This window comes from Nocardioides sp. (genome assembly GCF_030655615.1).
Taxonomy (GTDB): domain Bacteria; phylum Actinomycetota; class Actinomycetes; order Propionibacteriales; family Nocardioidaceae; genus Nocardioides.
Window position 1 is genome coordinate 1 of sequence record NZ_JAURVJ010000025.1, and the last position, 20,981, is coordinate 20,981.

Below are 20,981 nucleotides of genomic sequence, written 5' to 3' on the forward strand. Positions count from 1 at the left end.
TTCACTCCCGACAATAAACGATTACTAGCTATCGCCAGAATCATTGCCGAAAAAAACCATACCCAGCCAATAAACAATTGACGAGCATCAAACTAATTCGTCGACTATGACACACTGTTGAGTTCTCAAACATCAGACGCATGCGCCCTCAAGATCCTTTCGGACCCGATCTGGCGCAACCTCAGAAACATTACCGTTCTGTGTCGTCCGCGTCAACTCGAGGAGCTGGGCGGCTACCAGAGCCGGTGCCGGGCATGCAGACGCCCACCGTGTTCGGGCCTCTTGGCCCCGAGTGGGAGTCGCTCACCGCGACGAAGCGAAACGTTAGGGCACGTCCTCGCCGGACACCAAATCGGGTCCTTCGGCGGCCGCCTTGGGGTGCCTGCGGTACGCCGAGACCGAGGGTTCTCCGGGCAGCCAGAACCGCCACGGGCGGTCCGGTGCGAGGCGCAGGCCGGTGCGCGGGCCAGTGCTCACGGACGGTTCGAGCGCTCCCAGCTCGAGGCGGAGGACGCCGTCCGAGAGGTCGGTCCCGTCGTCCTGGAGGGTCACGCCGAGGGCCCGGCACAGGCACGCAGGTCCGCGAGCCAGGGCCCGGTCGGCGACGGAGGGCCGACGCCCACGGGCGACCTCCACGCCAGCGACGACCTCACCCGCGCGGAGCAGCACCGCGGAGGGATCGCCCTCCTCCCCCACCACCACGTTGGCGCAGACGTGCATGCCGTAGGTGAAGTAGCAGTAGAGCCGACCGGCCGGTCCGAACATGACCGCGTTGCGGCGCGTCGGTCCCCGGTAGGCGTGGGATCCGGGGTCGTCGGGGCCGGCGTACGCCTCGACCTCGGTGATGCGCACCGCTACGCCGCCCCTGCTCAGCACGGAGCCGAGGAGCCGTGGGGCGACGTCCTGGACGGGACCCCGGAGCTCAGGCCAGTCGGTCACGGTACGACGCCACGCGGTCCTGCACGTCGGCAAGCTGCTCGCGCACCCGCACCGGTGCGGTGCCGCCACGCCCGTCGCGAGCCGCCACCGATCCCGCCACCGTGAGCACTGCTCTCACTTCTGGACGCAGGTGGGGAGAGATCTCGGCGTACTGCTCGTCGGTGAGCTCGTCGAGCTCGACGCCGAGCTCCTCGCAACGCTGCACGCAGGCGCCGGCGACCTCGTGCGCGACGCGGAACGGCACGCCCTCACGGACGAGCCACTCGGCGACGTCGGTGGCCAGCGAGAAGCCCTGAGGGGCGAGCTCGGCCATCCGGTCGGTGTCGAACCCGAGCGTCGCGACCATCCCTGCGAACGCCGGCAGCAGCACCTCGAGGGTGTCCACGGAGTCGAAGACGGGTTCCTTGTCCTCCTGGAGGTCGCGGTTGTAGGCCAGGGGCAGCGCCTTGAGCGTGGTGAGCAAGCCCGTCAGGTTGCCGACCAGCCGGCCCGCCTTGCCGCGAGCCAGCTCGGCGATGTCCGGGTTCTTCTTCTGCGGCATGATGCTCGACCCCGTCGACCAGGAGTCGTGCAACCGCACGAAGCCGAACTCCCGGGTGGACCAGAGGATGACCTCCTCGGCGATCCGGCTGACGTCGATGCCGACCTGCGCGCAGACGAAGGCGAACTCCGAGACGAAGTCACGGGCCGACGTACCGTCGATCGAGTTGGCCGAGGAACCGGTGAAGCCGAGCTCGACGGCCACCAGCGTGGGGTCGAGGCCGAGCGTCTGGCCCGCGAGAGCACCGCTCCCGTAAGGCGAGTCGCCGGCGACGCGACGGTCCCAGTCGAGCAGCCGGTCGACGTCGCGCAGCAACGGCTGGGCATGGGCGAGCAGGTGGTGCGCGAGCAGCACCGGCTGGGCGTGCTGCAGGTGGGTGCGCCCCGGCATCACGGCGTCACCGTGTGCCTGGGCCTGCGCCACGAGGGCGTCGACGAGGTCGAGGACCCCGCGGGCCACGGGACGCAGGTGGTCACGGAGATACATCCGGAACAGCGTCGCGATCTGGTCGTTGCGGCTGCGGCCCGCGCGGAGCCGTCCTCCGACGTCGACACCCACCTCGTCGAGGAGCAGCCGCTCGAGCGCGCCGTGCACGTCCTCGTCGGAGGGGCTCGGCCTCAGCTCACCACTGGTCCAGCGCGCGGCGAGCACGTCGAGGCCCCGGTGGATCTCGGCCTCGTCGTCAGGCGTGAGGTAGCCCGCGGCGCCGAGCGCCTTGGCGTGGGCGTGCGACCCCGCGATGTCGTAGAGCGCGAGCCGCCAGTCGAAGTGGGTCGACCGGGAGAGCGCCTCGAGCTCCGGGGACGGTCCCGCGGCGAAGCGGCCGCCCCAGAGCATGCCTTCGTTGGTGCTCACTGCTCTCCTCCGTGACGAGACGGCGGGATGGCCGCCACTGCTGCCCTCATGATGTCGCGCAGGCCCGACGGCCGGACGGCGACCTCGTCCGGCAGGTCCTCCGGGCGCCACCAGTCAGCTCCCAGCAGGTTGCCGATCTCCTCCGGCTCCAGCCGGTCGAAGGTCACCCGGGCGTCGCGCGGGACACGTACGGCGAAGTAGGTCGAGTCGCCGACGTAGGCGACGCCGCCCCAGGAGAACGGGTCGACCAGCTGGTGCACCGGACCGACCAGGTCGTCGGGGGGCACGACGATGCCGGTCTCCTCGAGCAGCTCACGCACGGCGGTCTCCCTCAGTGACTCCCCCGGGTCGACGGCGCCCCCGACGCTCGCCCAGTAGATCTCGCCGCGGCGGGCGGGGTCCTGCTCGCGCAGCAGGAGCACGGCGCCGTCGGGACTCACCGGGAGCACCCGCGCCGTCACGCGGTGGGTCGCCATCAGTCGGTGCCGAACTCCATCGCCGCCGCGTCGAGGGCCTCGTCGCTCATCTCGTCGTCGCCCCGCGGGTTGCGGGAGATGCGAGCGGAGCCGCCCTGCTCGATCTCGCCGAACAGGGTGCCGTTCTCGACGAGCACCTGGCCCTGCTCGAGGGGCTGCTCGGCGTAGAGCTCGAGCTTGGCGCGGGAGTCGGCGATGTCGAGGTTGCGCATCGTGAGCTGGCCGATGCGGTCGGTCGGACCGAACGCGGCGTTGTCGGTGCGCTCCATCGAGAGCTTGTCGGGGTGGTAGGAGAACGCCGGCCCGTCGGTGCGCAGGACCGTGTAGTCCTCGCCGCGACGCAGCCGGATCGTCACCTCGCCGGTGACGACGGAGGCGATCCACCGCTGGATGGACTCGCGGATCATCAGCGCCTGCGGGTCGAGCCAGCGACCCTCGTAGAGCAGCCGGCCGAGGCGGCGTCCCTCGGCGTGGTAGCTGGCGATGGTGTCCTCGTTGTGGATCGCGTTGAGCAGCCGCTCGTAGGCGATCCAGAGCAGCGCCATGCCGGGGGCCTCGTAGATGCCGCGCGACTTGGCCTCGATGATGCGGTTCTCGATCTGGTCGCACATGCCGAGCCCGTGACGGCCGCCGATCGCGTTGGCCTGGTGGACCAGCTCGACCGCGTCGTCGAACGGCTTGCCGTCGATCGAGACCGGGCGGCCGCGCTCGAAGGCGATGGTGACGTCCTCGGTGTCGATCGTCACGGCGGGGTCCCAGAACTTCACGCCCATGATCGGCTCGACCGACTCCAGCGACACGTCGAGGTGCTCGAGGGTCTTGGCCTCGTGGGTGGCGCCCCAGATGTTGGCGTCGGTCGAGTAGGCCTTCTCGGTGCTGTCGCGGTAGGGCAGGCCCTGCTCCACGAGCCACTGGCTCATCTCGGCACGGCCGCCGAGCTCGTGGACGAAGTCGGCGTCGAGCCACGGCTTGTAGATGCGCAGCTCGGGGTTGGCCAGCAGGCCGTAGCGGTAGAACCGCTCGATGTCGTTGCCCTTGAACGTCGAGCCGTCGCCCCAGATGTCGACGCCGTCGGCGTGCATGGCGCGGACCAGCAGCGTGCCAGTGACGGCGCGACCCAGGGGCGTGGTGTTGAAGTAGGTGCGGCCGCCGGAGCGGACGTGGAAGGCACCGCACGCCAGCGCGGCGAGGCCCTCCTCGACGAGCTGGGGCTTGATGTCGACGTGGCGGGCCAGCTCGGCGCCGTACTCGAGCGCGCGCCCGCGTACGCCGGCGATGTCAGGCTCGTCGTACTGGCCGATGTCGGCGGTGTAGGTGCACGGGATGGCGCCCTTGGCGCGCATCCAGGCCACGGCGACCGAGGTGTCGAGGCCGCCGGAGAAGGCGATGCCGACGCGCTCGCCGACGGGGAGGGACGTGAGGACCTTGGACATCAGAGTTCCTTGTCGGGGTGGGAGTCGTGGGTGGAGCCGGCGAGGGCGAGGAAGCGACGGGCGAGCGCGTCGCCGCCGGCGGGGTCGCGGGCGATGACGAGCACGGTGTCGTCGCCGGCGATGGTGCCGAGGATGTCGGGCACCTCGGCCTTGTCGAACGCCGAGGCGAGGTATTGGGCGCCGCCCGGCGGGGTGCGGAGGACGACGAGGTTGGCGCTCGCCTCGGCACTGACGAGGAGCTCGCCGCACAGTCGGCTGAGCCGCTGCACGGCCGCCGCCGTCTCGTTCGACTGCAGGCGGCGGTCGCCGCCCTCGCCCGGGACGGCATAGACGAGAGCGCCGCTCGCAGAACGGACCTTGAGAGCGTCGAGCTCGACGAGGTCGCGGGAGAGCGTGGCCTGGGTGACGCGCAGACCCTCGTCGGCGAGCAGGTCGGCCAGCTCGGTCTGCGAGTGCACCTCGTGGTGGGTCACCAGCTCGACGATGCGCTGGTGGCGCGCGTTCTTGGTGACGGGCATCCGCGTCCCGTTGGTCGAGCCGGCTGTCGTCATTTCGACTCCTCGAGCAGGAACGCCAGGACGGCCTTCTGCGCGTGACGACGGTTCTCGGCCTCGTCCCAGACCACGCTCTGCGGCCCGTCGATCACCTCGGCCGCGATCTCCTTGCCGCGGTAGGCCGGCAGGCAGTGCATCGCGATCGCGTCGGGCCGGGCGAGGGCCATCAGCTCGGGGGTGAGCGAGTAGGGCGCGAAGACCTCCGCCCGGGCGGCCTCCTCGGTCTCCTTGCCCATCGAGATCCAGGTGTCCGTCACGACGACGTCGGCACCGGCGACGGCCTTCTCCGGCTCGTCGTAGGACGTGGCGGACCCACCGGTCTCGGCGGCGATGTCGGTGGCCCGCTGCATCATCGCCTCCGAGGGGAGGAAGCCCGATGGAGCAGCGACACGGACGTGCATGCCGGCGGTGGTGCCCGCCAGCAGCCACGAGTTCCCCATGTTGCAGGCTCCGTCACCGACGAACGCCACGGTCAGCCCGAAGAGCGAGCCCTTGTGCTCGCGGACCGTGAGCAGGTCGGCGACGAGCTGGCAGGGGTGGAAGTCGTCGGTGAGCGCGTTGACGACCGGGACACCGGCGTGGGCGGCCATGGTGTCGAGGTCGGCCTGGAAGAACGTGCGCCACACCACGACCGAGACCTGACGCGCCAGCACGCGGGCGACGTCCTCGACCGACTCGCGCACCCCGATGCCGGCGAGCCGTCCCTCGACGAGCATCGGGTTGCCGCCGAGCTCGGCGATGCCGGCGCCGAACGACACCTGCGTGCGCAGGGTGGGCTTGTCGAAGATCATCGCGACCGACCTCGGACCCTCGAGCGGGCGCCGGGAGAAGGGCGAGCGCTTGAGCTCGTCGGCCAGGTCGAGCAGGCGCGTCTGCTCCGCGGGGCTGAGGTCGTCGTCGCGCAGGAAGTGGCGGAGCGTCATGATGACTCCCCCATCGCCTCGTCGAGGATCGTCGGCCAGGCGGCGAGGAAGGCGTCGACGTCGTCGGTGGTGAGCACCAGCGGCGGCGCCAGCCGGATGCGTGACGGGGTCGGGTTGTTGACGATGAACCCTGCTTCCAGGGCGGCGGCCGTGACGTCGGCGGAGGCCTCGGCGGCGAGGTCGAGCCCGACGAGCAGGCCCTGCCCGCGCACCTCGGTGACCCGAGGGTCGGCGAGCAGGCCGTCGCGGAGCTTCTGCCCCAGCACGGTGACGTGCTCGAGCAGGCCCTCGGCGTCGATGGTGTCGAGGACGGCGAGCGCGGCGGCGCTGGCAACGGGGTTGCCCCCGAAGGTGCTCCCGTGGTTGCCGGGCTGGAGCAGGTCGCCAACCGCGCCGAGGGCGACGCACGCACCGATCGGGAAGCCGCCAGCGAGCCCCTTGGCGAGGGTGACGACGTCGGGGGTCACGCCGCTGCGGTGGTGCTCGAGCCACAGGCCCGTACGACCCATGCCGGTCTGGATCTCGTCGAGCCAGAGCAGTGCTCCGTGCTCGGTGGTGATCGCGCGGGCGGCGGCGAGGTAGCCCTCGGGCGGGACGACGACCCCGGCCTCGCCCTGGATCGGCTCGAGGAGCACGGCGGCGGTCGCGTCGGTGACGGCAGCAGCCAGCGCGTCCGCGTCGCCGTAGGGCACGAAGGTGACGTCACCGGGCAACGGCTCGAAGGGCGTCCGGTAGGCCTCCTTGGAGGTCAGCGCCAACGCACCCATCGTGCGGCCGTGGAAGCCGCCCTCGGCCGCGACGACGTGGGTGCGGCCGGTGCGGCGGGTGAGCTTGAACGCCGCCTCGACGGCCTCGGTGCCCGAGTTGGTGAGGAACACCTTGCCGGGACCGTGGCCGGCGAGGTCGAGGAGCCGCTCGGCGAGCGCGATCTGGGGCTCGGACGCGAAGAAGTTGGAGATGTGGCCGAGCGTCGACAGCTGATCGGTCACGGCCGCCACGAGCGCGGGGTGGGCGTGGCCGAGGGCGTTGACGGCGATGCCGCCGAGGAGGTCGACGTACTCCTTGCCGTCGGTGTCCCAGACGTGGGCGCCCCGGCCGCGGGCCAGCGTGAGCTTGGGCGGGCCGAAGGTGTTCATCAGCGAAGCCGCGTAGCGCTCCTGATGGGTGGGATCAGACATGGCCGGCGTCCCTCGCCTTCCGGGTCTTGGTCTCGACCCCGGGCAGCACCTGGGTGCCGACGCCCTCCTGGGTGAACAGCTCGAGCAGGACCGCGTGCAGCTCGCGGCCGTCGACGACCGTGGCGCGGGGCACGCCGCCCTGGACGGCCTGGAGGCAGGCCTTCATCTTGGGCACCATGCCGCTGGCGAGGTCGGGGAGGATCTCCTCGAGCGACTCCGGGCTGATCTCGCCGATCACGTCCTCGGAGCTGGGCCAGTCGAGGAACAGGCCCTCGACGTCGGTGAGCACGAGCAGCTTCTCGGCACCCAGCGCGATGGCGAGCGCCGCAGCCGCCGAGTCGGCGTTGACGTTGTGGATCACGCCGTCGGCGTCGGGAGCGACGCTGGAGACCACCGGGATGCGGCCGGCCTCGATGATGTCGAGGACCGCTTCGGGCCGGACCTTGGTGACCTCGCCGACGAGGCCGAGGTCGACCTCCTCACCATCCACGATCGTGTTGGTCTGGGTGGCGGTGAACAGGCCGGCGTCCTCACCGGAGAGCCCGACCGCGAGGGGGCCGTGGTCGTTGATGAGGCCGACGAGGTCGCGCTGGACCTTACCGACGAGCACCATCCGGACGACCTCCATCGCCTCGGGTGTGGTGACCCGCAGGCCGCCGCGGAACTCCGACTCGATGCCGAGCTGGTCGAGCATGGCCGAGATCTGCGGGCCGCCACCGTGGACGACGACGGGCTTGAACCCGGCCAGCCGGAGGAACACGACGTCCTCGGCGAACGCACGCTTGAGGGCGTCGTCGGTCATGGCGTTGCCGCCGTACTTCACCACGACGACCTTGCCGTGGTAGCGCTTCAGCCACGGCAGGGCGTCGGCGAGCACGCGGGCCTTGGCGGGGTCGGGCTTGCTGGGGTCGTGGTGCGGGTTCGAGGGGTTCGAGGTGTCGGGCGTGGTGTCGGTCATGAGGAGTAGGCGCTGTTCTCGTGGACGTAGGCGTGGGTGAGGTCGTTGGTCCAGACCGTGGCGCGGTCGGTGCCGGACTTCAGGTCGATCGTGACGGTGACCTCGCGCGGGGCGAGGTCGACGAGGGTGGGGTCCTCGGCGGGGGTGGACTCGCGGCAGACCCAGACGCCGTTGATGGCGACGTCGAGGTCGGCGGGGTCGAACGCGGCGGCCGTGGTGCCGATGGAGGCGAGGACGCGGCCCCAGTTGGGGTCCTTGCCGAAGACGGCAGCCTTGAAGAGGTTGCTGCGGGCGACGCTGCGCCCGACCTCGACGGCGTCGTCCTCGCTGGCGGCGTTGAGGGTGGTGATGGCGATCTCGTGGTCGGCGCCCTCGGCGTCGTGGAGCAGCTGCATCGCGAGGTCGGTGCACATCTGGGTGAGCGCGTCGGTGAAGTCGGGCAGTGACGGCGTGATGCCGCTGGCCCCGCTGGCCATCACGGTGACGGTGTCGTTGGTCGACATGCAGCCGTCGGAGTCGAGCCGGTCGAAGCTGACCCGGGTCGCGGCGCGCAGCGCCGTGTCGAGGTCGGCGGCGGGCACGACGGCGTCGGTGGTGATGACGACCAGCATGGTGGCGAGCGCGGGGGCGAGCATGCCCGCGCCCTTGGCCATGCCGCCGATGCTCCACCCGGCTCCCTCGACGACGGCCTGCTTGCTGACCGAGTCGGTGGTCATGATCGCGTGGGCAGCGGCGTCACCTCCGCCGCCCGCCTCGTCGGCGAGGGCGGCATGGGCGGCGTCGACCCCGGCGAGGACCTTGTCGCGCGGGTTGGTCAGTCCGATCAGTCCGGTCGAGCAGACGACGACGTCGATGGCGGCGACGCCGACCCGCTCGGCGACGCGCTCGGCGACGGCGTGGGTCGTCTGGAAGCCGTCGGGGCCGGTGTAGCAGTTGGCGCCGCCGGAGTTGAGGAAGACCGCGCGCACGACGCCGTCCTTGACGACCTCCTTGCTCCACAGGACCGGGTTGGCGAGGCAGCGGTTGGCGGTGAAGACGGACGCCGAGTCGAAGGTCGGGCCCTGGTTGACGACGAGGGCGACGTCGGCGGCGCCGGTGGACTTGAGGCCGGCGGCGACGCCGGACGCGGTGAAACCTGCGGGTTGCGTGACGCTCATGGTGGTTCTCCTGCGTGGGTCTGGACGGGCTAGGCGACGGGGGCGGGGGCGACGGTGTGGCCCCGTCGTCGCCAGGCCTCCGTCGCGCGCTCGACCTCGGTGACCGGCACCAGGACCCAGACGGTGGAGAAGGTGGTGATCGTGTGGACCGCGATGCCCTCCTCGGCGAGCGGGGTGAGCAGCTCGACCAGGACGCCGGCCGGACTGGGAACCCGGGAGCCCACCTCGCCGACCAGCGTGAAGCCGATGAGGCCGCGGTCGCCGGGGATCTTGGTCGGCACGGACCGGCCGGCGCAGACGAGCGAGGTCTCACCGGCGGTGGCGGTGACCGAGAACAAGGAGGACGACTCGGCCCAGGCCGGCACCTCCGCGCCGGAGGCGAGCTTGAGGACGGCGAGCTTCTCGGGGAACTGGTGGATGGTGCTCATGGGGCGAGTCCTACGGTCGAGAGGCCCAGGGTCTCGTCGAGACCGAGGGCGAGGTTGAGGCACTGCACGGCGGCGCCGGCGGTGCCCTTGGCGAGGTTGTCGACGGCGCCGACGGCGACGAGCCGCCCGGCGGTCTCGTCGACGGTCACCTGCACGTGGACGGCGTTGGAGCCGAGCACGGACTGGGTCTGGGGCCACTGCCCGGGCGGCAGGACGTGCACGAACGGCTCGTCCGCGTAGGCCTTGGTGTAGGCGGCGTAGGCGTCGTCGGCGGTCACGCCCTCACGGAGCGGGGCGCTGCAGGTGGCGAGGATCCCGCGCGCCATCGGCACGAGGAGCGGCGTGAAGCTGACCCGGAGCGTGCCGCCGTCGGCGCTGGCGAGGGGGGCGAGGTTCTGGTGGATCTCGGGGGTGTGCCGGTGCACGCCGCCGACGCCGTAGGCGCTGGCGTTGCCCATGGTCTCGCTGCCGAGCAGGTGGGGCTTGGCGGCCTTGCCGGCGCCGCTGGTGCCGGAGGCCGCGACGACGACGACGTCGGGATCGACGAGCCCGGCCGCGAGGGCGGGGGCCAGGGTGAGGGTGCTGACGGTCGGGTAGCAGCCGGGTACGGCGACGCGTCGCGCGTCGCGCAGCAGCTCGCGCTGGCGGGTGCCGTCGGGGTGGAGCAGCTCGGGCAGCCCGTAGGGCCAGGTGCCGGCGTGGTCGCCGCCGTAGAACTGCTCCCACACGGCGGCGTCGCCGAGCCGGAAGTCGGCGCCGCAGTCGATGACGAGCACGTCGTCGCCGAGCTCGCGGGCCAGGGCCGCGGACTGCCCGTGGGGCAGCGCCAGGATCACGACGTCGTGCCCAGCGAGGGTCGCGGCGTCGGTGGTCTCGAGGATGCGGTCGGCCAGCGGCACCAGGTGGGGTTGGAGCGAGCCGAGCGCCTCGCCCGCGTTGGACCCCGCCGTGAGGGCGCCGATCTCGACCCCCGGGTGGCCGAGGAGGAGGCGCAGGGCCTCACCGCCGGCGTAGCCGCTGGCGCCGGCGACACCCACGCGGGGTCGGGTGGAGGACGTCGTCGTCATGTGCATGACCATACAAGAGACCGAATGATCATGCACAATAGGGCCTCGATAACCGGACGCCAACGGTCCTGGTCTGCCCCTAGCGTGCCGGTCATGAGTCTCGACACGCGCCTCGACGCCGCTACCTACCTCGACCGTATCCGCTCCGAGTCGGCCCGGTTCCACGCGGTGCTCTCAGCCTGCGACCCCGGGGCGCGGGTGCCTGCCTGCCCCGACTGGGACGCCGCAGAGCTGGTCTGGCACCTCGCAGGGGTGCAGTGGTTCTGGAGCGACGCGATGATGCGCCGCCCCGAAGGACCACCCGACGACGAGCGACGACCGGCCCGCGCCGACTCCTACGGGGGCCTGCTCGACCAGTACGCCGAGCTGTCCGCCGGACTGGTCGACGCGCTGGCCGGCGCCGATCCCGCCGAGCCCGCCTGGTCGTGGGCCGACCACGTGCCGGACGGCCGGACCGTCGGGTTCACCTTCCGGCGCCAGGCCCACGAGGCGCTGGTGCACCGGCTCGACGCCGAGCAGACCGCCGGCCCCGACACCGTGACGCCGCTCGACCCCGCGCTCGCGGCCGACGGCGTCGCCGAGCTCCTCGAGGTGATGTACGGCGGCGCGGCGCCGGCCTGGGGCCGGATCGAGCCGGGCACCCACCACGTGCGCATCGACCTCACCGACACCGGCCACGCCCTGTGGGTCCAGCCCTGCACCTTCCTCGGCACCGACCCCGAGTCGGGCAAGAACTACGACGGCCCGCACCTCGTGGTGGTCGACGACCCCGGCACCGAGCCGTCGGCCGTGGTGAGCGGCACCGCCGCCGACCTCGACGCCACGTGGTGGAAGCGGCGGCCCGCCGACGGCATCGAGGTCTCCGGCGACCCGGCGGCCCACGCCGAGCTGATGGCCGCCCTCAGCCCTCCCCTGGACTGACTCCCCGCCGACACCGGCCCGCCCGGCACGGTGACCCGTCGCGTCCACGCGACGGGTCGGCGTGAAAGCGGCGTGAAGGCGATGTGAAACCGCTGGGCCACAGAGTGCGGACATGGACATCCACACCCACCCCACCGCTCCGGGGCCCGACCTCGCGGTCTCCGCGCACGGCCTGGTCAAGACCTTCGGCGACTTCCGCGCCGTGGACGGCGTCGACCTCGAGGTCCGCCGCGGCGAGGTCTTCGGCGTGCTCGGCCCCAACGGCGCCGGCAAGACCACGATGATCCGGATGCTCGCCACCCTGCTGCCGATCGACGGCGGCCGGGCCGAGATCTTCGGCGTCGACGTCGCGACCCGGGCCCACGAGATCCGTCAGCTCGTCGGCGTCACCGGCCAGTACGCGTCGGTCGACGAGAACCTCACCGCCCGCGAGAACCTCTGGCTCTTCGGCCGCCTCCAGGGCCTCTCCTCCAAGCGCGCCAAGGCGACGGCCGCGGAGCTGCTCGGCAGCTTCGGGCTCGAGGAGGCCGCGAACCGGCCGATCTCGCAGTTCTCCGGCGGCATGCGCCGCCGGCTCGACCTGGCCGCCAGCCTCATCAGCCGCCCGCCGCTCATCTTCCTCGACGAGCCGACCACCGGCCTCGACCCGCGCACCCGCGGCCAGATGTGGGACACCATCCGCACCCTGGTCGCCGACGGCTGCACCGTGCTGCTCACCACCCAGTACCTCGACGAGGCCGACCAGCTCGCCGACCGGATCGCGGTCATCGACCGCGGCCGCACGGTCGCCGAGGGCACGCCCGACGAGCTCAAGTCGTCGGTCGGCACCTCGACCCTCCAGCTGCGCCTCGCCGACCGCGAGCGGATCGCCGACGCCGCGGACGTCGTACGCCGGATCCTCGGCGAGGAGCCCGTCCTCACCCCCGAGTCGGGTGGGCTCAACGTCGCCCTCCCCGACGCCGACCGTGCCGCCGACGTCCTCATCGCGCTGCGCGAGGCCCGCCTCTCGGTCGCCTCGGTCAGCGTCGCCAAGCCCACCCTCGACGAGGTGTTCCTCGCCCTCACCGGCCACGGCACCGACGACTCGACCTCCGACTCCGCCGAGATCAAGGAAGCCTCCTGATGACGACCATGCTCGCCCCGACCGTCGACCACGACCGCGTCGCCCACCCGACCCGCGACCTCGCCCCGCACGTCTCGCTGCGCGACACCCTGACCCAGACCTTCGCCATGGCCTGGCGGGCGACCAAGAAGATGCGCCGCAACCCGGAGCAGTTCTTCGACGTCACGATCCAGCCGCTGCTCTTCACCGCGATGTTCGCCTACATCTTCGGCGGCGCGATCTCCGGCGACGTGGCCAGCTATCTCCCGATCATCATCCCGGGCATCCTGGCCCAGACCGCGCTCACGGCGTGCATGGCCACCGGGATCCAGCTGCGCGAGGACATGGACAAGGGCGTCTTCGACCGGTTCAAGTCGCTGCCGATCGCCCGGATCGCTCCGCTGGCCGGACCGATGGTCGCCGACCTGCTCCGCTACGCCACCGCGGCCGTGCTGACCGTCGCCACCGGCATCGCCATGGGCTTCCGCCCCGGCGGCGGCGTCCTCGGCACCCTGGGCGGCATCCTGCTCACCATCGCCGCTGGCTGGTCGCTGGCCTGGATCTTCACCTGGCTCGGCACCGTGGCCCGCACCGCCCAGAGCGTGCAGGGCATCTCGATGATGATCATGTTCCCGCTGACGTTCCTGTCCAACGCGTTCGTCCCGTCCAGCACCCTGCCGGGCTGGCTCGCGGCGTTCGTCAAGGTCAACCCGGTCAGCCACGTCGTCTCCGCCGTCCGCGACCTGATGAACGACGGGCAGGTGACGGCCGAGGTCGGCTTCGCGCTGCTCGGCTGCGCCATCGTCGTCGCGGTGTTCGCGCCGCTGGCCGTGCGGAGCTACTCCCGGAAGATGTAGGTCACCGCTGCAGGGCAGCGACCGCGGCGCGGGCGTCCTCGAGGACGTCCGCGCCGCGGCGTCCGTCGTAGGAAGCCAGCACGCGCCCGAGCTCGCCGGGCGCGATCGTCTCGGCCGAGGCGGCCATCGGCTCCCACGCCATCGACGGGGCGTAGCGGCTGTAGGCGAACCGCTCCGCGAGGGCCACCAGCTCGATGCCCTCGGCGGCGGCGTCCTCGCGCAGCAGGGCCCACGCCCCCAGCCCGAACAGCACGCAGCCGACCACGGGGTAGTCGAAGCGGCCGCGGCCGGGGTCCAGCGCGCGCACGGCCTTGGCGAGCAGGGTCCGGTGCAGGTCGTCGCCTCCCGGCGCGGTGCCGTGCCGGGCCTGCGCGGCGATCGCCGCGCTCTCGGCGAAGAGCGTCCAGGGCTCGAAGCCCTCGTCGAGGACGAACCCGGGGAACCGGAGCACCCGGACGTGGGCGACGGCCTCGTCGAAGAGCTCGAGCCCGCGGTCGGTCTCGCCGCGCGCGAGGGCCAGCTCGGCCCGGGTGGCGGGGACGACGATCGTGCCGCCCCACATGCCGGTCGCCCGGCGCGCGGTCATCTCGTCGAGGAACCGCTGGGCGTCGTCGAGGCGTCCGTCGAGGATGGCGGCGTAGGCGAGCACCGCTCGCAGCTGGATGGCGTCGTCGTCGGCCTCGAGCGCGTCGAGGACCGAGAGCCCGGCGTCGGCGTGCCGGGTGGCCTCCTCGATCCGCCCGAGCTGGGCGTAGAGCCCGGCGAGCTGGGTGTGCTGGAGGGCGTTGGTCCAGACCCCGTCCTCCTCGCGCCAGAGGGCGATGGCGCGCAGGGTGGCCGCCGCGGCGGCCTCGGGGTCGCCGTTGTTCTCCAGCCCGTGGCTGGCCCACTGCAGGGCGAGCATCGCGACCTGCCGGTCAGGGTCGTCGGCGAAGACCAGGAGGTCGGGCTCGGCGATGTCGGTGGCCACCGACATGAGCCGGACGAGCGCGCGGGTACCGGCATCGCTCGAGCCAGGCCCGTAGCGGTCCAGCAGGGCTCGCGCTCGGGGAGGCTGCACCATCTCGGCGACGGCGGTGTTCATCACCAGCACCCCGGCGGCCCGGCTGGCGGTGTCGACGAGGTCGGCCGGCGGGTCCCAGCCGTCGAGCACCTCCTCGAACGCGGCGAGGACGGCGATCACGCGCTGGTGCTCGCCGCGGATCGTCCAGTAGCCACCGAGCGCGGCGACCAGGAAGATGCTGCCCTCGGGGTCGTCGGCGCCGAGCGCCTCGCGCAGCACGTCGGCGAGGTTGTTCTCCTCGACCGCCAGCGCGCGGACGACGGCGACCTGGTCGACGCCGTAGAGGCCGAGCAGCGACCGCGACGTCAGGTCGAGGGCCCAGGCACGCAGCGCGGCGCGGGCGTCGGCCTCCTCGTCGGCCTCGGCCAGGCGGTCGCGGCCGAACTCGCGGACCGTCTCGAGCATCCGGTAGCGCAGCAGCTCGCCGTCGTCGCGGACGGTCACCAGGCTCTGACCAGCCAGCGACTCCAGCGCGGGCATGGCGTCGTGGCCGAGCAGGGCGTCGGCGCCGTCGAGGGCGAAGCCATCGTGGAAGACCGAGAGGCGCCGCAGGGCGCGACGGTCGGTGTCGCCGAGCAGGTTCCAGGACCAGTCGATGACGGCCAGCAGGGTCTGGTGGCGGTCGGGGGCTCCCCGGTCGTTGCCGCGGAGCAGGGCGAAGCGGTCGTCGAGTCGGCGGTCGATGTCGACGACCGACATCGCCCGCACCTTGGCGGCGGCGAGCTCGATGGCCAGCGGCAGGCCGTCGAGGCGGCTGACCACCCGGCGTACGACGTCGTCGTCGAGGCGTACGCCGGGGCGCGCGGCCTCGGCCCGCTGGCGGAAGAGCTCGGCCGCGGCGTCCGTGCCGAGCTGCCCGAGCGCGAAGACCCGCTCGGCGGCGATGCCGAGCGGCGCGCGGGTGGTGGTGACGACCCGCAGGTCACGGGTGGCGGCGACGAGCGGGGCGACCAGGTCGGCGACGGCGTCGATCACGTGCTCGCAGTTGTCGAGCACCAGGAGGGTCGGGACCTGGTCGAGCTGCTGGGCGATCCGGCCGCGGACGTCGGCCCGCTGCTCCGGGGTCATCACCCGGCGTCCGCTGACGGAGTCGCGCACGCCGAGGGCGGAGCCGACCTCGCTCACCACGTCGTCGGGCGAGGCGACGCCGGCGAGCTCGACGAAGTGGACGACCGACTGCTCGGCCTCGCGCCCGAGCAGGTGGGCCAGCCGGGTCTTGCCGAGCCCGCCCGGGCCCAGGATCGAGGTGACCCGGGACTCGCGGACCAACGCCCGCAGCCGGCGTACGTCGTCGTCGCGGCCGACGAGGGACGTCGCCTCGAAGCGGACCCCGGTGCGCACCGGGTTGTCGGCGGCGAGCAGGCTCGCGTGCACGGCCTGGAGGGTGGGACCGGGGTCGATGCCGAGGCGGTCGCGGACCCCCTCGCGGTGGGCCTCGTAGCGAGCCAGGGCCGCGGGCGCGCCATGGACGACCGCCTCGCTGCGCAGCAGCGCGGCCAGGGTGGTCTCGTCCGGCTCGGGGACTGTCACGAGCAGGGCGAACGCCTCGTCGTGGTCGCCCAGCGCGGCGAGGGAGCGGCCGAGGACGGCCGTCGCGGTCGCCCGGTCGCGGCGGGCGTCGTCGCGCAGGGAGTCGATCGCGGGGAGGTCGGCGCCCGGCGCAGCCACGGCCTGGCCGAGCGCCGAGCGGGCCCGGTCAAGGGCGAGGCTGGTGTCGCCGGCCGCCTCGGCGCGCACGGCCTCGCGGACCGCCTGGGCCAGGCAGGCGACGTCGAGGTCGGGGCCGGTGACCCCGAGCCGGTAGCCGTGGTCGACGCGGAGGACCACGTCGGCGGCGGTCTGGGACCGGGTCCGCGAGACGACGACCTGCAGGGCCTTGGCCGGGTTGGCCGGCCGGTCGTCGGGACCCCAGACGGCGTCGACCAGGTCGGCCTCGACCACCGCGCGACCGTGGGCGGCGGCCAGGGCGGCGAGCAGCGACTGGCTGCGCTCGCCGGTGACGGGCCGGCCGGCGTAGGAGGTCTCGTCGAGCAGCCGGAGCATGCGGGTCAGGCCTGGCCGAGCCGGCGTACCTGGTCGTCGGTCAGGCGCACGCGTCCCGCGTCGAGGTTGGCGTCGAGGTGGTCGGGGTTGCTGGTGCCGGGGATCGCGAGCACGTGGTCGCCCTGGTGGAGCGTGTAGGCGATCCGGACCTGGGCCGGGCTCGCGCCCACCTCGGCCGCGACCTCGCCGACGACGTCGACCTCCTCGGTCGCCCCGGCCTCGCGACCGGGTCCGGCGATCGCGAAGAACGGCACGAAGGCGATGCCGAGCTCGCCGCACCGCGCCAGGACGTCGTGGCTGTGGTCGGAGTCGAGGGAGTAGCGGTTCTGGACGCACACGACCGGTCCGACCGTCAGGGCCTCGTCGAGCTGCTCGACGGTGACGTTGGAGACGCCGACGTGGCGCACGAGGCCCTCGGTGACGAGGTCGTGCAGGGCGCCGACGTGCTCGGCGACCGGGCCGGGGCCGTAGGTGCGGTAGTTGACGACGCTGAGGTGGTCGCGACCGAGCTGGCGGAGGTTCTCCTCAACCTGGCCGCGCAGGTCGGCGGGCTCGGGCTTGCCGTTCCACGAGCCGTCGAGCCCGCGGTGCGGCCCGACCTTGGTGACGATGACGAGGTCGTCGGGGTAGGGCGCGAGCGCGGTGTTGATGAGCTCGTTGGCCGAGCGGGTCCGGCTGAAGTAGAACGCCGCGGTGTCGACGTGGTCGACGCCGCGGTCGACGGCCCTGCGCAGCATGGCGATCGACGTGTCGCGGTCGCTCGGCTCGCCGGCGCTGAACGGGCGGGACCCGGTCAGCCGCATCGCCCCGAACCCGAGCCGGTCGACGGTGAGGTCGCCGAGCGCGAAGCGCCCCGCGCCGGAGCCGGTCACCGCTGGACCGCTCCGCAGCGCTCGGTGGCGACGGCGACCGCGGCGGCGCGGGCGGCCGAGGTCTCGTCCTCGGTGAGCGTCCGGTCGGGCGCCCGGAACCGCAGCGCGAAGGCGAGCGAGCGCTTGCCCTCGCCGACCTGCTCGCCGGTGTAGACGTCGAAGAGCCGGATCGACTCGAGCAGGTCGCCGGCCCCGGCGCGCAGGGCGTCCTCGACCTCCGCGACCGTCACGGTCGCGTCGACGAGGAGGGCGACGTCCTCCTTGGCCAAGGGGTACGACGAGAACTCGGGCCCCGGCACGGTCTCGGCGACCGCCGCGAGGAGGGCGTCGAGGTCGACCTCGACCGCGGCGCTGCGGGGCGGGAGCCCGAAGGCGCGGCACACGGTCGGGTGAAGCTCGCCGGCGTGGCCGAGGGAGACGTCCCCGTCGGCGCCGCCGACGAGGACCTCCGCGCAGCGCCCGGGGTGCCACGGGGCGTGCGCGGCGGAGCGGACCTCGACCTCGACGCCGAGCTCGCCGGCCAGGCGGCGGACGATGCCGACGGCGTCGGACCACGCGGTCTCACGACCGGCGCCCCACCACCCGGCCCGCTCGCGCTCGCCGGCGAGGACGACCGCGAGGTGGAGCGGCTGGCGCGGGAGCGTGTCGAGCAGCTTGGCCAGGTCGTCCTCGGAGGGCCGCCAGTCGACGCCGAAGATCGGCGCCGGCCCGCGGTCGACCGGGAACGCGACGGTGCCGGTCTCGAAGAGGGCGACGCCGGGGGCGCCGCGGCCAAGGTTGCGGGTGGCGGCCTTGATGAGGCCGGGGAGCAGCGTCGTGGTGTAGCCGGGCTCCTCGGTCGAGAGCGGGTTGGCGAGCCGCACCGTGTGGCGGCGCAGGTCCTCGGCGGGCAGGCCGAGCTGGTCGAGGGCGGCCTCGCCGACGAACGGGAAGCTGATGACCTCGACGCAGCCCGCGCCGGCGAGGGTGCGGCCGACGCGGCGGCGCAACCGCTGGCTGCGGGTGAGGCCGCGTCCGGCGCCCGGCGCGGGCAGCACGGACGGGACCTGGTCGTAGCCGACGACCCGGGCGACCTCCTCGACGAGGTCGTAGGGGTCGAGGAGGTCGGGACGCCAGGGAGGCGGGAGGTAGCCGTCGGGCCCGAGGAGGCAGCCGACCGCCACGAGGGCGTTCTCGGCGGTCTCGGCGTCGATGTCGATGCCGGTGATCCGGGCGGGCAGGTCGTGGGGCATCACGATCGCGGCCGGTTGGGGCGCCGCCCCGACGACGGTCACGCCGGGGGCGGCCAGGCCGCCGCCGTGGGTGACGAGCAGCTCGACCACGCGGTCGGCCGCGGCCTCGGTGACGGTCGGGTCGACGCCGCGCTCGTTGCGCTTGCCGGCCTCGGAGCTGATCTTGTGGCGCTTGCCGGTGCGGAACATCGAGGTGGCGTCCCAGTGGGCCGCCTCGACCAGCACCCGGGTCGTGGTCGCGGAGATCTCGGTCGGCTCGCCGCCCATGACGCCGCCGAGGCCGATGATGCCGGACTCGTCGGTGACGACGAGGTCCTGCTCGGACAGCGCGCGGTCGGTGCCGTCGAGGGTGGTCAGCCGCTCCCCCGCACGCGCCCGGCGTACGCCGATGGGCCCGGTCAGCTTGTCGGCGTCGTAGCCGTGGATCGGGCGGCCGATCTCGAGCATCACGTAGTTGGTGACGTCGACGGCCAGCGAGATCGGGCGCATCCCGGCCTGGACCAGGCGCTGGGCCATCCAGTCGGGCGTCGGCGCGGTCGGGTCGAAGCCCTCGACGACGCGGGCCACGAACAGCGGACAGCCCTCGGGGTCGTCGAGCACGACCGGGTGCCCGTCGCCGTTGGCGGCGGGGGTCGTGCGGTCGGCCGGGTCGGTGAAGGCGACGCCGTAGGCGAGCGCCGCGTCGCGGGCGACCCCGCGCAGGCTCAGCGCGTAGGCGCGGTCGGGGTTGATCTCGAACTCGATGACGTCGTCGTGGAGCCCGAGGACGTCGAAGGCGTCCTGGCCGGGCTCGCCCGCGTCGGCGGGGAGCACGATGATGCCGTCGTGGTCCTCGCCGAGGCCCAGCTCGCGCGCCGAGCAGATCATGCCGGCCGACACGTGGCCGTAGGTCTTGCGCGCGGCGATCGCGAAGTCGCCGGGCAGCACGGCGCCCGGCAGGACGACGACGACGAGGTCGCCGGCGTCGAAGTTGTGCGCGCCGCAGACGATGCCCTGGGGCTCGCCGGTGCCGTTGGCGTCGCCGACGTCGACCTGGCACCAGTTGATCGTCTTGCCGTTCTTCTGCGGCTCGGGCTCACGGCTGATGACGCGGCCGAGGACGAGTGGGCCGGTGATCTGGTCGCCGGGGCTCTCGATGGCCTCGAGCTTGAGGCCGAGCGCGGTCAGCCGGGCCGCGAGCTGCTCGGTGGTGACGTCGCCGGGGAGGTCGACGTAGTCCTTGATCCAGGAGACGGGGGCCTTCATCAGAGTTCCGATCCGAATGCGGTGGTGAAGCGGACGTCGCCCTCGAACAGGTCGCGCAGGTCGGCGATCGCGTGGCGGAACATCAGGGTGCGGTCGATGCCCATGCCGAACGCGAAGCCGGAGTAGCGGTCGCTGTCGACGCCGCAGGCGCGGAGCACCCGCGGGTTGACGACGCCGCAGCCGCCCCACTCGATCCAGCCCTCGCCGCGGCAGGTGCGGCACTCGACGCCGTCGACCTGACGGGCGCCACGACACACGAAGCAGACCAGGTCGACCTCGGCGGACGGCTCGGTGAACGGGAAGAACGACGGGCGGAACCGGGTCGTGATGCCCTCGCCGAACATCGCCGCGGCGAAGTGGTCGAGGGTGCCCTTGAGGTGGGCCATCGAGATGCCCTCGTCGATGGCCAGGCCCTCGACCTGGTGGAAGACGGGGCTGTGGGTGGCGTCGTACTCGTCGGTGCGGAAGACGCGGCCCGGGCACACGACGTAGATCGGGGGCGTGCGGGTGAGCATCGTGCGCGCCTGCACCGGCGAGGTGTGGGTGCGCAGGACCATGGCGTTGTCGGCCGGGTCGGTCCAGAACGTGTCCTGCATGGTGCGCGCGGGGTGGTCGGGCCCGAGGTTGAGCGCGTCGAAGTTGAGCCACTCGGCCTCGATCACGGGACCCTCGGCGACCTCCCAGCCCATCGCGACGAAGATGTCGGCGATCAGCTCGGACCCGGTCGTCAGGGGGTGGCGCGCGCCGGCGGGCACCCGGTCGGTGGGCAGCGTGACGTCGACGGTCTCCTCGACGAGCATCCGCTCCTCGTGCTCGGCCTCGAGCACGGTCTGCCGCTGGGCGAGCGCCTTGCTCACCGCTCCCCTGGCCTGGCCGACCCGCTGGCCGGCCTCCTTGCGGGCCTGCGGCGGCAGCGCGCCGATCTCGCGGTTGGCCAGCGCCAGCGCCGAGCGGTCGCCGGTGTGGTCGATGCGCACCTGCTTGAGGGCGTCGAGGTCGGGGGCCGCGGCGATGGCGGCCAGGGCCGCGTCGCGGGCGGCGTCGACCTCTTCGGGCTTCAAGGCGTCGACCTCCACGGGGTCGTAGTCGGTGTTGGGTCCGGACACGGTGGTGAGTCTAGGAACGAGGGCGTCGGTG

At 72.8% G+C, this 20,981-nt stretch carries 18 protein-coding genes; 3 read left to right on the forward strand and 15 right to left on the reverse strand.

Annotation, left to right across the window (positions count from 1 at the left end):
- Positions 1-324: 324 nt before the first annotated feature.
- The 11 genes from Q7T52_RS01945 to argC are packed head-to-tail and all read right to left on the reverse strand — an operon-like array spanning position 325 to position 10,515.
- A complete protein-coding gene (locus tag Q7T52_RS01945; protein ID WP_304799039.1) occupies positions 325-939 on the reverse strand; it encodes a DNA-3-methyladenine glycosylase in 615 nt (204 codons plus the stop codon).
- Entirely contained in the window at positions 923-2,317 is a 1,395-nt protein-coding gene (argH, locus tag Q7T52_RS01950) for an argininosuccinate lyase (RefSeq protein WP_304799079.1), read from the reverse strand. Before argH ends, Q7T52_RS01945 begins: the two co-directional genes overlap by 17 nt.
- 14 nt (positions 2,318-2,331) lie before the next feature.
- A complete protein-coding gene (locus Q7T52_RS01955; protein WP_304799040.1) occupies positions 2,332-2,811 on the reverse strand; it encodes an NUDIX hydrolase in 480 nt (159 codons plus the stop codon).
- Entirely contained in the window at positions 2,811-4,244 is a 1,434-nt protein-coding gene (gene argG / locus Q7T52_RS01960; RefSeq protein ID WP_304799041.1) for an argininosuccinate synthase, read from the reverse strand. Before argG ends, Q7T52_RS01955 begins: the two co-directional genes overlap by 1 nt.
- The gene (locus Q7T52_RS01965; protein WP_304799042.1) at positions 4,244-4,795 is read right to left on the reverse strand and encodes an arginine repressor; all 552 of its coding nucleotides are present in this window, start codon (positions 4,793-4,795) and stop codon (positions 4,244-4,246) included. Before Q7T52_RS01965 ends, argG begins: the two co-directional genes overlap by 1 nt.
- Positions 4,792-5,721, reverse strand: coding sequence for an ornithine carbamoyltransferase (gene argF / locus Q7T52_RS01970; RefSeq protein WP_304799044.1), 930 nt, complete (start codon positions 5,719-5,721; stop codon positions 4,792-4,794). The genes Q7T52_RS01965 and argF overlap by 4 nt, the downstream gene beginning before the upstream one ends.
- The gene (locus Q7T52_RS01975; protein ID WP_304799045.1) at positions 5,718-6,899 is read right to left on the reverse strand and encodes an acetylornithine transaminase; all 1,182 of its coding nucleotides are present in this window, start codon (positions 6,897-6,899) and stop codon (positions 5,718-5,720) included. The genes argF and Q7T52_RS01975 overlap by 4 nt, the downstream gene beginning before the upstream one ends.
- Positions 6,892-7,857 carry an acetylglutamate kinase gene (argB, locus tag Q7T52_RS01980; RefSeq protein ID WP_304799046.1) on the reverse strand — a complete coding sequence of 322 codons (966 nt, stop codon included), beginning with the start codon at positions 7,855-7,857 and terminating at the stop codon, positions 6,892-6,894. Before argB ends, Q7T52_RS01975 begins: the two co-directional genes overlap by 8 nt.
- A complete protein-coding gene (gene argJ, locus Q7T52_RS01985; RefSeq protein WP_304799047.1) occupies positions 7,854-9,014 on the reverse strand; it encodes a bifunctional glutamate N-acetyltransferase/amino-acid acetyltransferase ArgJ in 1,161 nt (386 codons plus the stop codon). The genes argB and argJ overlap by 4 nt, the downstream gene beginning before the upstream one ends.
- 29 nt (positions 9,015-9,043) lie before the next feature.
- Positions 9,044-9,442 (reverse strand): ACT domain-containing protein, encoded by a 399-nt coding sequence (locus Q7T52_RS01990; RefSeq protein WP_304799048.1) that lies wholly within the window; start codon positions 9,440-9,442, stop codon positions 9,044-9,046.
- Positions 9,439-10,515: an N-acetyl-gamma-glutamyl-phosphate reductase gene (gene argC / locus Q7T52_RS01995; RefSeq protein WP_304799080.1), complete on the reverse strand. Its 1,077-nt coding sequence runs from the start codon at positions 10,513-10,515 to the stop codon at positions 9,439-9,441. The genes Q7T52_RS01990 and argC overlap by 4 nt, the downstream gene beginning before the upstream one ends.
- 87 nt (positions 10,516-10,602) lie before the next feature.
- Here argC and Q7T52_RS02000 point away from each other — a divergent pair, with 87 nt between their 5' ends.
- From Q7T52_RS02000 to Q7T52_RS02010, 3 genes are all read left to right on the forward strand, one after another.
- Positions 10,603-11,430, forward strand: a complete 828-nt coding sequence (locus tag Q7T52_RS02000) for a maleylpyruvate isomerase family mycothiol-dependent enzyme (RefSeq protein ID WP_304799049.1) — start codon at positions 10,603-10,605, stop codon at positions 11,428-11,430.
- A 112-nt stretch (positions 11,431-11,542) separates the two neighbouring features.
- Positions 11,543-12,553 carry an ATP-binding cassette domain-containing protein gene (locus Q7T52_RS02005; protein WP_304799050.1) on the forward strand — a complete coding sequence of 337 codons (1,011 nt, stop codon included), beginning with the start codon at positions 11,543-11,545 and terminating at the stop codon, positions 12,551-12,553.
- Positions 12,553-13,389: an ABC transporter permease gene (locus Q7T52_RS02010; RefSeq protein WP_304799051.1), complete on the forward strand. Its 837-nt coding sequence runs from the start codon at positions 12,553-12,555 to the stop codon at positions 13,387-13,389. The genes Q7T52_RS02005 and Q7T52_RS02010 overlap by 1 nt, the downstream gene beginning before the upstream one ends.
- Position 13,390: 1 nt before the next feature.
- On the opposite strand, the gene Q7T52_RS02015 is transcribed toward Q7T52_RS02010, so the two are convergent.
- From Q7T52_RS02015 to pheS, 4 genes are read right to left on the reverse strand one after another with little or no spacing between them, the layout of a single operon-like run.
- Positions 13,391-16,495, reverse strand: a complete 3,105-nt coding sequence (locus Q7T52_RS02015) for a BTAD domain-containing putative transcriptional regulator (protein WP_304799052.1) — start codon at positions 16,493-16,495, stop codon at positions 13,391-13,393.
- A gap of 5 nt (positions 16,496-16,500) precedes the next feature.
- The gene (locus tag Q7T52_RS02020) at positions 16,501-17,367 is read right to left on the reverse strand and encodes an aldo/keto reductase (RefSeq protein ID WP_304799053.1); all 867 of its coding nucleotides are present in this window, start codon (positions 17,365-17,367) and stop codon (positions 16,501-16,503) included.
- Positions 17,364-19,844, reverse strand: a complete 2,481-nt coding sequence (gene pheT, locus Q7T52_RS02025; RefSeq protein WP_304799054.1) for a phenylalanine--tRNA ligase subunit beta — start codon at positions 19,842-19,844, stop codon at positions 17,364-17,366. Before pheT ends, Q7T52_RS02020 begins: the two co-directional genes overlap by 4 nt.
- Positions 19,844-20,950: a phenylalanine--tRNA ligase subunit alpha gene (gene pheS / locus Q7T52_RS02030; protein ID WP_304799055.1), complete on the reverse strand. Its 1,107-nt coding sequence runs from the start codon at positions 20,948-20,950 to the stop codon at positions 19,844-19,846. The genes pheT and pheS overlap by 1 nt, the downstream gene beginning before the upstream one ends.
- Positions 20,951-20,981 lie beyond the last annotated feature (31 nt).

Excerpts from the sequence above, each read along its gene's own strand:
- argH (WP_304799079.1), bottom strand. The coding sequence starts at position 2,317 with ATGCTCTGGGGCGGCCGCTTCGCCGCGGGACCGTCCCCGGAGCTCGAG.
- Q7T52_RS01955 (WP_304799040.1), bottom strand. The coding sequence starts at position 2,811 with ATGGCGACCCACCGCGTGACGGCGCGGGTGCTCCCGGTGAGTCCCGAC.
- argG (WP_304799041.1), bottom strand. The coding sequence starts at position 4,244 with ATGTCCAAGGTCCTCACGTCCCTCCCCGTCGGCGAGCGCGTCGGCATC.
- Q7T52_RS01965 (WP_304799042.1), bottom strand. The coding sequence starts at position 4,795 with ATGACGACAGCCGGCTCGACCAACGGGACGCGGATGCCCGTCACCAAG.
- argF (WP_304799044.1), bottom strand. The coding sequence starts at position 5,721 with ATGACGCTCCGCCACTTCCTGCGCGACGACGACCTCAGCCCCGCGGAG.
- Q7T52_RS01975 (WP_304799045.1), bottom strand. The coding sequence starts at position 6,899 with ATGTCTGATCCCACCCATCAGGAGCGCTACGCGGCTTCGCTGATGAAC.
- argB (WP_304799046.1), bottom strand. The coding sequence starts at position 7,857 with ATGACCGACACCACGCCCGACACCTCGAACCCCTCGAACCCGCACCAC.
- argJ (WP_304799047.1), bottom strand. The coding sequence starts at position 9,014 with ATGAGCGTCACGCAACCCGCAGGTTTCACCGCGTCCGGCGTCGCCGCC.
- Q7T52_RS01990 (WP_304799048.1), bottom strand. The coding sequence starts at position 9,442 with ATGAGCACCATCCACCAGTTCCCCGAGAAGCTCGCCGTCCTCAAGCTC.
- argC (WP_304799080.1), bottom strand. The coding sequence starts at position 10,515 with ATGCACATGACGACGACGTCCTCCACCCGACCCCGCGTGGGTGTCGCC.
- Q7T52_RS02000 (WP_304799049.1), top strand. The coding sequence starts at position 10,603 with ATGAGTCTCGACACGCGCCTCGACGCCGCTACCTACCTCGACCGTATC.
- Q7T52_RS02005 (WP_304799050.1), top strand. The coding sequence starts at position 11,543 with ATGGACATCCACACCCACCCCACCGCTCCGGGGCCCGACCTCGCGGTC.
- Q7T52_RS02010 (WP_304799051.1), top strand. The coding sequence starts at position 12,553 with ATGACGACCATGCTCGCCCCGACCGTCGACCACGACCGCGTCGCCCAC.
- Q7T52_RS02015 (WP_304799052.1), bottom strand. The coding sequence starts at position 16,495 with ATGCTCCGGCTGCTCGACGAGACCTCCTACGCCGGCCGGCCCGTCACC.
- pheT (WP_304799054.1), bottom strand. The coding sequence starts at position 19,844 with ATGAAGGCCCCCGTCTCCTGGATCAAGGACTACGTCGACCTCCCCGGC.